At 49.7% G+C, this 10,925-nt stretch carries 11 protein-coding genes and 1 other RNA gene; 7 read left to right on the top strand and 5 right to left on the bottom strand.

Annotated elements, in window-relative coordinates; all coding sequences use genetic code 11:
* From pstA to phoU, 3 genes are all read left to right on the top strand, one after another.
* The coding region (pstA, locus tag B3180_RS07135; RefSeq protein WP_286843761.1) for a phosphate ABC transporter permease PstA at positions 1-1,333 on the top strand (1,333 nt) is incomplete at its 5' end.
* A 59-nt stretch (positions 1,334-1,392) separates the two neighbouring features.
* On the top strand, positions 1,393-2,211 hold the full coding sequence (gene pstB / locus B3180_RS07130; RefSeq protein ID WP_199494386.1) for a phosphate ABC transporter ATP-binding protein PstB: 819 nt from the start codon (positions 1,393-1,395) through the stop codon (positions 2,209-2,211).
* Between the two features lie 10 nt (positions 2,212-2,221).
* Positions 2,222-2,941 carry a phosphate signaling complex protein PhoU gene (gene phoU, locus B3180_RS07125; RefSeq protein ID WP_054491232.1) on the top strand — a complete coding sequence of 240 codons (720 nt, stop codon included), beginning with the start codon at positions 2,222-2,224 and terminating at the stop codon, positions 2,939-2,941.
* Here the strand turns inward: phoU and serA are convergent.
* The 3 genes from serA to B3180_RS07110 form a co-directional block, all read right to left on the bottom strand.
* Positions 2,938-4,167, bottom strand: coding sequence for a phosphoglycerate dehydrogenase (gene serA, locus B3180_RS07120; protein WP_278358489.1), 1,230 nt, complete (start codon positions 4,165-4,167; stop codon positions 2,938-2,940). The genes phoU and serA overlap by 4 nt on opposite strands.
* The gene (gene rpiA / locus B3180_RS07115) at positions 4,164-4,835 is read right to left on the bottom strand and encodes a ribose-5-phosphate isomerase RpiA (RefSeq protein WP_199494374.1); all 672 of its coding nucleotides are present in this window, start codon (positions 4,833-4,835) and stop codon (positions 4,164-4,166) included. The genes serA and rpiA overlap by 4 nt, the downstream gene beginning before the upstream one ends.
* Before the next feature lie 73 nt (positions 4,836-4,908).
* A complete protein-coding gene (locus B3180_RS07110) occupies positions 4,909-5,496 on the bottom strand; it encodes a 5-formyltetrahydrofolate cyclo-ligase (RefSeq protein WP_278358457.1) in 588 nt (195 codons plus the stop codon).
* Between the two features lie 50 nt (positions 5,497-5,546).
* On the opposite strand from B3180_RS07110, the gene B3180_RS07105 reads away from it, so the two are divergent.
* Positions 5,547-7,115 (top strand): amidohydrolase family protein, encoded by a 1,569-nt coding sequence (locus tag B3180_RS07105; RefSeq protein ID WP_278358458.1) that lies wholly within the window; start codon positions 5,547-5,549, stop codon positions 7,113-7,115.
* Between the two features lie 6 nt (positions 7,116-7,121).
* Here B3180_RS07105 and ssrS read toward each other — a convergent pair.
* Positions 7,122-7,306: non-coding RNA, 6S RNA (ssrS, locus tag B3180_RS07100), on the bottom strand.
* 34 nt (positions 7,307-7,340) lie between these two features.
* Complete coding sequence (gene zapA, locus B3180_RS07095; RefSeq protein ID WP_054491227.1) at positions 7,341-7,652, bottom strand: cell division protein ZapA; 312 nt, start codon at positions 7,650-7,652, stop codon at positions 7,341-7,343.
* A 109-nt stretch (positions 7,653-7,761) separates the two neighbouring features.
* Between zapA and B3180_RS07090 the strand changes: the two genes are divergently transcribed.
* Genes B3180_RS07090 through ubiH form a run of 3 tightly spaced genes read left to right on the top strand, consistent with a single transcriptional unit; the run spans position 7,762 to position 10,847 of the window.
* The gene (locus B3180_RS07090) at positions 7,762-8,352 is read left to right on the top strand and encodes a UPF0149 family protein (protein WP_244994781.1); all 591 of its coding nucleotides are present in this window, start codon (positions 7,762-7,764) and stop codon (positions 8,350-8,352) included.
* A gap of 24 nt (positions 8,353-8,376) precedes the next feature.
* A complete protein-coding gene (pepP, locus tag B3180_RS07085; RefSeq protein ID WP_278358459.1) occupies positions 8,377-9,699 on the top strand; it encodes a Xaa-Pro aminopeptidase in 1,323 nt (440 codons plus the stop codon).
* On the top strand, positions 9,681-10,847 hold the full coding sequence (ubiH, locus tag B3180_RS07080) for a 2-octaprenyl-6-methoxyphenyl hydroxylase (RefSeq protein ID WP_286843755.1): 1,167 nt from the start codon (positions 9,681-9,683) through the stop codon (positions 10,845-10,847). The genes pepP and ubiH overlap by 19 nt, the downstream gene beginning before the upstream one ends.
* Positions 10,848-10,925: the final 78 nt, after the last annotated feature.

The raw sequence follows: 10,925 nt of genomic DNA, 5'->3' as shown, positions 1-10,925 counted from the left end.
TGCCTGGGTGCTTGGTCCTGCCATCCGCTCCGATGAAACACCGGCTGGTCTGGCGGTTATTGAACGTACCAAAGATGGTAATTTCTACGGTTATCCAGTTGCTATCGAGCAGGCAGGCGAACGTGTTGCGACACATGGCGACTTGCGAGATGAATTGTTTAAGCGGGTTGAGCGCGCCGTTGAGCTGAATGAACAGGCTATGGCGCTGCAGGAAGGTGAAATTGGTGCTATTAACTATGAGTTAACGCAATTGAACCTACAACGCCGTGGCCTTGAGCTTAGCGGCAGCTTGACTGAAGAAGCGATAAACGACATTGAGCAGCGTCGCGAAGAGCTTCAGGCCGAGTACCTGGAATACGAGAAAGAACTTTTTGCACTGCGTGACGAAGCCGGTCGTGACTCTTTAATTATGCGGGATATGCGCGGCGAAGAAGTCAAAGTACCTATGTACCGCGTACTGGATGTGAACTTCCCTAACGATATGGGCTTTTTCTCAAAGCTTGGGCATTTTTTCCAGCAAATTGGCAAGTTTGTTTCTGAACCGCCCAGGGAAGCTAATACTGAAGGTGGGGTGTTCCCGGCCATTTTCGGCACGGTATTTATGGTGCTGTTAATGTCCGTTATTGTCGCTCCGTTTGGTGTTATTGCGGCCGTCTATTTACATGAATACGCGGGCAAAAATGCGGTCACTAAATTAATTCGTATTGCTGTCATTAACCTTGCCGGGGTACCGTCGATTGTTTATGGCGTATTTGGTTTAGGCTTCTTTGTTTATATGGTGGGTGGGAGCCTCGACCAGATTTTCTACCCCGAAGCCTTACCGAATCCGACTTTTGGTACGCCGGGTGTTTTATGGTCTGCCGTTACTCTGGCTATATTGACATTGCCCGTGGTGATTGTTGCGACCGAAGAAGGACTTTCGCGCATTCCACCGGCGTTACGTGAAGGCAGCTTGTCGTTGGGCGCAACGAAGTGGGAAACCATTTGGCGCATTGTTCTGCCTATGGCATCACCGGCTATTATGACGGGGCTGATTCTCGCGGTTGCGAGGGCGGCAGGTGAGGTTGCGCCACTGATGCTGGTTGGTGTGGTTAAATCGGCACCTATGCTGCCGGTGGACGGGAACTTCCCTTACTTCCACCTGGACAGAAAATTCATGCACCTGGGCTTCCATATTTACGACGTAGGCTTTCAGAGCCCCAACGTTGAAGCGGCCAGGCCGCTGGTTTACGCCACGTCATTCTTGCTGATCACCATTATTGTTGGTTTGAATTTAACGGCGATTGGTGTGCGTAACCATTTACGTGAAAAATACCGCTCACTTGAGCACTAATGTTGAACACGACAGTTGAACACGAAAGTTTTGATGAATTAGCGAAAAGGTCTGAACTTATGATTTCGGTAAACCCGAGTACAAGCAACTTAGAAAAGCTGGACTTACACAACTTGCCAGCAGAACAGACTGCTTTAGATATTAAAAACTTGAATCTTTACTACGGTCAAGATCAGGCGTTACACGATATTTCTATGCGCATTCCCAATAACCGCGTAACCGCGTTTATCGGGCCATCGGGCTGCGGTAAATCAACACTGTTGCGTTGTATTAACCGCATGAACGATTTAGTAGAGATTTGCCATATTGACGGCCAGATTGATATGCACGGTCACAATATTTACGACAAGAACGTCGATGTTGCGGCTTTGCGTCGCCGTGTGGGCATGGTGTTTCAGCGTCCAAACCCCTTTCCTAAATCCATTTATGAAAACGTGGTTTATGGTTTGCGTTTGCAGGGCGTGAAAGATAAGCGGGTATTGGATGAGGCGGTAGAAACCTCGCTTCGTGGTGCGGCGTTATGGGATGAAGTTAAAGACCGTTTAAACGCCAGTGCGTTCAGTTTGTCCGGCGGTCAGCAACAACGTGTGGTTATCGCGCGTTCTATTGCCATTGAACCTGAAATTTTGTTGCTGGATGAGCCAACCTCTGCGTTGGATCCTATTTCAACCCTGACCATTGAAGAGCTGATTACTGAGCTGAAGGAAAAGTATACCGTTGTTATTGTTACGCATAACATGCAACAGGCGGCGCGCGTATCAGACCAGACCGCGTTTTTGTATATGGGTAAACTGATTGAGTATGCCGATACCGATACTTTATTTACTACCCCGTCTGAAAAACAGACAGAAGATTATATTACTGGTCGTTACGGTTAAGGAGCGAGTCATGGATAAGATGAATATGGGTAAGCACATTTCCGGTAAGTTCAATGACGAACTGGAAGCTGTGCGTAACCGTGTGTTAAGCATGGGCGGATTGGTTGAAAAGCAATTGCAGGATTCACTTCTGGCAATTCAGAAGGGCGACATCGACTTGGCAGAGAAAGTCCTGACCAGTGACCATAAAGTGAACAAACTCGAAGTGCAGATTGATGAAGAATGCGTGCACATTATTGCTAAACGCCAACCAACCGCCAGTGATCTGCGTTTAGTCATTGCGATTATCAAAACCATTGCTGACTTAGAGCGTATTGGTGACGAAGCAGAGCGTATTGCAAAAGTCGCTAAGGAAAGTTTCAGTAACGACCAACAGCAACTGTTAGTCAGTCTCGAAAACCTGGGGCAACACGTATTAAGCATGCTGCGTAATGTACTTGATGCTTTCGCCCGTATGGACCTGGAGTCGGCTTATAATGTGCACCAGCAGGACGAGCAGGCTGACCGTCAGTACGAAGCGCTGACACGTCAGTTAATGACATACATGATGGAAGACTCGCGCTCTATTCCAAAAATTATGAATGTGCTTTGGTCCGCACGTTCTTTAGAGCGTATTGGTGACCGTTGTCAGAACATTGCCGAATACATTATCTTTTTTGTGAAAGGCAAAGACGTGCGCCATGTCTCACCAGAGAGCATGGAACGCACGGTTATGGGCAAAAAAGACTAGAATAAACGCCGGGCACGAATAGTGCCCGGAATGTCTTTCAGTTGTTGCAGTATATTGGCGCCATTGTCGCTATCGATATCCATTACCACGTAGCCCACACTTTCATCGGTCTGTAAGTACTGACCCGCCACGTTAATTTCATTGTCGCTAATAATGCGGTTAATGGCGTTTAGCATACCCGGCTGGTTTTTATGAATATGCAGCAAACGCTGTGCGGTGGCGTGTGTTGGCAAGCTCACTTCAGGGAAGTTCACGGCAGACAGGGTAGAGCCGTTATCCGAATAGCGCACCAATTTTCCGGCCACTTCAACGCCAATGTTTTCCTGAGCTTCTAAAGTTGAGCCGCCAATGTGTGGTGTTAGCAGGCAATTTTTTAAGCCACGCAGAGGCGACATAAACTCGTCGTTATTACCTTTAGGTTCAACCGGAAACACATCAATTGCCGCACCCGCCAGGTGTCTTGATGACAGAGCTTCAGCCAGGGCGTCAATGTCTACTACCGTTCCGCGTGACGCGTTAATGAGCAGGCTGCCCGGCTTCATACGTTCAATTTGACGACGGCCTATCATCCATTGCGTTTGTTCGGTTTCCGGTACGTGCAGAGTGACAATATCGGCTTGCGTGAGTAAGTCATCCAAAGTGGGAACCGACTGAGCGTTACCCATGGGCAGCTTATCTTCAACGTCGTAGTAGCGGATGTGCATGCCCAATTGCTCGGCTAAAACACTTAACTGGCTGCCAATGTGACCGTAGCCGACAATTCCCAGTATTTTTCCGCGTGCCTCAAAAGACTGTTTAGCTGATTTTAGCCAGCCTCCTTCGTGGGCCATGGCATTCTTTTCAGGAATGCCCCGTAGCAGCATAATAGCCTCGGCTAAAACCAGTTCGGCCACACTGCGGGTGTTGGAAAAAGGCGCGTTGAAGACAACGACGCCGTGTCGCTTGGCCGCATCTAAGTCAATTTGATTGGTGCCTATGCAAAAGCAGCCAACCGCAATGAGTTTGTCGGCGGCGGCAAATACGCGTTCATTCAACTGGCTGCGTGAGCGGATACCAAGAATATGAGCGTCTTTAACTTTCTCGCAGAGTTCATCTTCGTTCAGGGAAGTTTGCAGTATTTCCAGGTTATGGTAGCCGTGGTGACGGAATAGCTGGATGGCACTGTCATGGACTCCTTCAAGCAGCAAAACCTTGATTTTGTCCTTCGCTAATGAGGTTTGCATCAGCCACTTACCTTCAGAGTCTGAACCCCGTCTTCACGGGCAATAAGCGCCACATCCGCACCACGCTGAGCAAAGAGCCCGTTGGTGACTACGCCGACAATATTGTTCAGTTGAGCTTCAAGCTTCATGGGCTCCATGATGTCAAAGTTGTGCACATCGAGGATCCAGTTGCCGTTGTCGGTGGTAAAACCCTGGCGCCAGACCGGGTCGCCGCCAAGCTTTACAATTTCGCGGGCAACGTATGAACGCGCCATAGGAATCACTTCAACCGGCAGCGGGAATTGACCTAAACGGCCAACCATTTTGGTTTCATCAGCGACGCAGACGAACTTTTTGGCGACTGCGGCTATAATTTTTTCACGGGTCAGCGCTCCGCCTCCGCCTTTAATCATCTGGCCATGCTCATTAATTTCATCAGCACCGTCTACATAAACGGGAACATCGGCAACGGAGTTCAGCTCAAACACTTCAATACCATGAGACTTCAGACGCTCGGTAGAGGCTTCAGAACTAGAAACAGCCCCTTCAATGTCATGTTTTCGCTCGGCTAACGCATCGATAAAAAAGTTTACGGTTGAGCCGGTACCGACTCCGACGACAGTGCCGTCTTCAATGTATTGCATAGCAGCTTCTGCTGCCGCTTTTTTTAGTGCATCAGCGTTGCCTGACATGAGCGTTTCTCCGTGTTTGTGCTTTAAGCTCAGTATAGGGAATTTGTTGTTTTTTATCGATCTTTCTTTTACTTCAAAAGCGCCAGTGTTGTGCTGGTGTAATGATTTCCGGCAGCGGAATATCCCAACTCTCAACCGGTATTTTTTCAACCTGTTGTTCGTTATAGCTTAGCCCAATGGGCGATAAGTTGGGCCTATTCCCATTATGCCATTGAGCTAATGTTCGATCGTAATAACCGCCGCCCATGCCTAATCGGTTGCCCTGACTGTCGAAGCCGACTAATGGCATCAGCAGTATCTGAATACTGGACAATGGCACTACGTTTTGGACATTCAGTTCGGGTTCGGCAATACCGTACTTGTTGGTTGTCATTGGCGTATCCGGGGCATAGTGTAAAAACAGCAAATGCCCTTTAGCAAAAGGATGAAGCACGGGTAAAACGGTATTAAAACCTGACTGCCACAGCTTTTGAATAATGGCTGAGGTTGGTAACTCGCCGGCAAAGCTTTTATACACAGCAACGGTGGTCTGCTGAGGGACCCGGTTGCTCAGACGTTGCTCCAGTTTGTCAGCAACCAGACGTGCCGCTTCGCTCTGCTGTTCGGCGGTTAAATTGCGGCGAATTTGCTGTAACTTGCGTCGGAGGTCCTGTCGAGTCATGCTAGAGTCTGCTTAATGATAACCGCTGAGTAATTGCCAGAGGATAACCGATGAAAACAATAAAAACGATAGCTTTAGCCATGATAGCGATGGCTTTTACGGTTGCAGCCCATGCTGTACAGGCTCCCCCGAAAGCGCCGGAGCGTGATCGCGGTGAAGGTCCGTACGAGCGCCTGATATTACGTGGCGGAACACTAATTAATGGCGAAGGCGCACCACCCATTGGTCCGGTAGACATCGTCATTGAAGACGATCGTATCGTGAATATTGTCAGTGTTGGTAATCCGGGAGTGCCCGTTAAGCCCGAGGGGCGTCCTGAAGCTGAAGCAGGTGATAAAGAGCTGGATGTCAGCGGGCAGTATATCTTGCCCGGCTTTGTTGATATGCATGCGCATATTGGTGGCTCCGCAAAAGGTATTCCGGCGGAGTATGTATTGAAGTTGTGGTTGGCTCACGGTATTACAACCATTCGGGAACCCGGCAGTTTTAATGGCCTGGACTGGGTTCAGTGGCACGAAGAGCGCGCTGTCGATAATCGCATTACGTCGCCGCGAATCATTCCTTATGTCGGTTTTGGGCAAGGTTGGGATAAACCAATTTATAACGGTGAGCAGGCGCGTGAATGGGTTCGCTACATTAAAGACGAGGGAGCGAAAGGCATTAAATTCTTCGGTGCTTCACGCAAAGTTATGGAAGCGGCGCTGGACGAAGCCAATAAGCAGGGCTTAGGCACTATGATGCACCACGCTCAGCTGAATGTGATGTCGATGAATGCACTGGACTCCGCTCGCCTGGGCTTAACCTCTATGGAGCATTGGTACGGCTTGCCGGAAGCTCTGTTTGAAGAGCGCCGCGTGCAGGACTACCCGGCAGGTTATAACTACAATAATGAGCAAAACCGCTTTGAAGAGGCTGGCCGCTTATGGAAGCAGGCCGCGGAGCCAGGTTCAGAGAAATGGAATTCAGTGCGCAATGAACTGATTGAACTGGACTTCACGATTAACCCCACCTTAACCATATACGAAGCGTCGCGTGACTTAATGCGTGAACGTCAGGCCATTTGGCACGACGAATACACCTTGCCGCGGTTGTGGGAGTTTTTCGAGCCAAGTCGCTACGCCCACGGTTCTTACTGGTTCGACTGGACGACCGACAATGAAATTGCCTGGAAAAACAATTACCAGAAATGGATGGCGTTCTTAAAGGACTTCCACTCCAACGGCGGCAGAATTACGGTTGGTTCTGATGCGGGCTACATTTATAAGATTTATGGCTTTGGTTACATTCGCGAACTGGAGTTATTACGTGAAGCCGGTTTGAATGCACTGGAAGTAATTCATGCTGCCAGCCTGGCCGGTGCCGAGGCACTGAATATGGAAGACGACATTGGCTCCGTTGCTATTGGTAAAAAAGCCGACATGGTTATTGTGAACGAAAACCCGATGGATAACTTTAAAGTGCTATACGGTACGGGGCATTTCAAGCTTGATGATAACAACCAGCCGATGCGTACCGAAGGCATTCAGTACACCATTAAAGACGGTGTCATTTTTGACGCACAACAATTGCTAGAGGACGTTAAAGCCATTGTTGCTGATGAAAAGGCGGAGCGCCAATAGTAAGGGTGGTTTCCCAAGGTGCCGCTGCTGGCTGTAGCCCTTGAACCCATTGGTTCAAGGCGGGGAGCAAATGGTATCTGCCGTAGGCTTCCCGGTTCATGCCGGGCTTGCACATGGCAGGCCAGTGATCCCCTTTTAATACAAGCATCGGCTCAGGGACATAAGCCTGCTGGCAAACACCCCAGGAAACCGCAAAAGGGTTACAATGTTGCTTTAGGTTAACCGCTAACGGTTACGTTGTGAGCGTTGCTCACTCATTGCCTGTTCTATCGTTGCCTGAAGTAACTGAATTTTTTCTTCAAGCTTAGCCGTTTTTGCAGATTGTTCATTTTGATCCTGAATCCATTCATGGCATAAATTCAGGGCTGTCATAACAGCTATTTGTTCGACATTGGTCAGTTGCGTTCGTTCTTTGGTTTCCATCAGTCTTTCATTGAGCGTATCTGCCGCTTGCTGCAACGCGCTTTCCTGCCCAACAGGGCAAGCCACCTTATAATTACGTTCCAGCAATTTTATATCCATGGTTTTTGCGGCCATTCAAAAGACTCCTTGCAACTGACTCAACAGCTTTGATAACTGCATTATGGCATGAGCTACCGGTGTTTGTCAGCTAGCGATTATGTAAAGCCAGTGTTAGGATTAATGCATGATAAATAAAGGGCAGAATTTAATGTCGACACGTTTTAATTATGACCGCTTAGTGGAACTTTACGCACAATACGACATGACGCCAAGTGCGTCAGAAGTGCAGGGCATGTTAACCGGGCTAATAGCCACCGGCAGCGACGCCAAAAGCAATGAATTAATGATCTTAATGTCAGATCTGGCATACGACGGCCAGGGTTTGCCCGTCGAGCTGGAGAATTTGCTGCAACAGCAGGCCGAAGAAATTGAGCACTCGCTGGGCGACGAAGACTTAGGCTACCGTTTGTTATTACCTGAAGACACGACGCCGCTGTCTGACCGCTTAAGCGCACTGGCTGGCTGGGTTAATGCCTTTTTAGTGGGCTATGGCGTTAACCAGGAAAATATGACCAACTTAAGTGGTGACTTAAAAGAAGCCATTGAAGACATGGTCGAGCTGGCGAAAATAGAATTTACCGACGATGGTGATGAGGAAGAAGAACGAGCCTACACCGAAATTGTCGAGTATCTGCGTGTTTCAGCCATGATGTGCTACGCCGAATTAGGCCGTAATGAACTACCGGCAAACCAGCCACCCAAAATTCTGCATTAATTACTGACGGAGTAGAGGTCGTTGATGAGAAACGTTATTCCTCAGGATGAATTTAAACAGCGCCGACGCCAGCTGCTGGAGTCTTTGCCTCCGCATTCGGTGGCACTGGTGGCTGCTAACAGTGAAGTTACGCGCAGCAATGATACCGAGTACCCTTTTCGCCAAAACAGCGACTTTTTCTATCTAACCGGTTTTAATGAGCCGGACGCCGTGTTGCTGCTGATTAACGACAGCAGCCCTCGCAGTGTTTTATTCTGTCAGGACAAAGACCCAAATCACGAAGTCTGGCATGGGCTGCGTTTAGGCTATACCAATGCTGTTGAAGCCTTAGCCGTTGACAGCGCGGAAGATCTCGACACTTTGCCGGAACGTTTACCGGAGTTGCTGGAGGGTATTGAATCGGTTTTCTACCCCATGGGCGAAGACTCAGTGCTGGCAGAACTGGTGAGCGAAGCGCGCGATGACGTCAGTGTGAAAGCAAGACGAAGCGGTAAATTAGCGCCTCAAAGCTTGTCTGACTTAAGACCTCAGTTGGACGCGATGCGCCTTATTAAGTCAGCCAATGAAGTGGCAGTGATGAAAGAAGCGGGCCGAATCAGCTCGGGGGCATTCCGCCGCATTATGCGTTTTGTTGAAGCGGGCAAGCACGAGTATCAGGTAGCGGCAGAGCTGCACCATGAATTTGCCATGAACGGCGCTTTGCATCCGGCTTACGGTATTATCAGCGGTGGTGGTGCGAATGCCTGCGTTCTGCATTACACCGACAATAAGGACGAACTGCAAAATGGCGACTTGCTGCTGGTAGACGCCGGCGCGGAGTATCAGGGGTACGCGGCCGACATTACCCGTACTTTCCCGGTAAATGGCAAGTTTAGTGAACCACAGAGCATACTTTATAACTTAGTGCTGGAAGCCCAGCAGGCGGCGTTTGCTGAAATTAAACCCGGCAGTAATTTGGTTCAGGCGAGCGAAACGGCTGCCAGGGTCATTAGCGATGGTCTCACCGAGCTGGGTATTTTAACCGGCGATGCCGAAGAAAACTTCAAAGAGCAACGCTGGAAAACGTACTTTATTCACGGCCTGGGCCATTGGCTGGGTCTGGATGTTCACGATGTGGGGCGTTATCGCGACAGTGAGGGCGAGCCTGTACCTTTCAAACCCGGCATGGTGCTGACAGTAGAACCCGGTATTTATATTCCGGAAGATGCTGACGTTGAAGAGAAATGGCGCGGCATAGGCATTCGCATTGAAGATGACCTGGTTGTAACAGCGGACGGTTTTGACAACATGACCGCCGATGTACCCAAAACCATTGAAGAGATTGAGACATGGATGAAAGGCCAGTAACGCACGCCGATGTTGTAATAGCCGGAGGTGGCCTGGTGGGCGCCTTAACTGGCTTAATGCTGGCGCAACAACGGCCGGACTGGCACATTGTTGTCTGTGAACCTCGCGCTGAGGGTCCGCCCGCCGACAAACGCATTATTGCTCTGGCTGCTGCATCAGCGCAGCGGCTGCAAAGTCTCGGTGTACTCAATGGCATTGACAGTACTCCAATAAAACATATTCACATCTCCGACCGGGGCTTTGCCGGCGCCACTGAACTGCACGCCGAGAACGAGCGGGTAGAGGCCTTAGGTCGGGTTGTTGCTGCTTCCGAGCTGGTTAATAACCTGTACCTTAGCTGTCAGAAGCAGACCAATCTTGAGTGGTTATCGGGTGTTCGTTTAGATTCATTGCAACAGCAGCAAAAGCAGGTGGAATTAAACCTGGATAACGGACAGCAGCTGTTGGCTAAGTTACTTATTGGTGCCGATGGCCAGAACTCACTGGTGCGCGAGCAACTGGGGCTAAAATCGGATGTTTACGACTATGGCCAGTTTGGGTGCATTGCAACGCTTGATTTAGAGCAGCCATTAGATGGCTGGGCCTATGAGCGCTTTACCGAGAATGGGCCTATTGCCTTACTGCCAATGCAGGGAAGTCAGGCTTCACTGGTGTGGAGCTTTACCGAAGCGCAGCGTGACGTTGCCCAGCAATGGTCCGACACCGAATTTATGCAACGGTGTCAGCAGGCGTTTGGCTACCGCGCAGGCTTATTTAGCGGCGTGTCGAAACGAGTTTTCTATCCGCTGACGTTACGCCGGGCAAAGCGCTCGACTCACCACCGCAGTGTGATCATCGGTAATGCATCGCACGCCTTACACCCCATAGCCGGGCAGGGTTTTAATCTGCTGCTGCGCGATACCGAAGTACTATGCGAGTCGCTGGCCAATGTTGATGACGCCGGAAATTTTCAGGCATTACAAGGCTACGAGCAGAACCGCGAACGTGATTATCAGGCCATTATTAAACTGACGGACGGTTTAGTGCGCGGCTTTTCGAATCACTACTGGCCCACGGTATTGGGTCGCAACAGTGCGCTGATGTTACTGCAGCATTGTTCGCCGCTGAAATCCGCCTTCGCACGCTTAACCATGGGGATGCAACCATGACCATGAAACGCAAAAAGCTAGACGTTGTGATTGTTGGCGGCGGCATGATTGGTCTGAGCCTGGCAATACTTCTGGCTC

Origin of the sequence: Idiomarina sp. UBA4206 (assembly GCF_002383015.1) — a bacterium.
GTDB lineage: Bacteria > Pseudomonadota > Gammaproteobacteria > Enterobacterales > Alteromonadaceae > Idiomarina > Idiomarina abyssalis.
The sequence above is the reverse complement of the archived record's forward strand: the minus strand, read 5'-3'. Positions and strand labels throughout refer to the sequence as shown.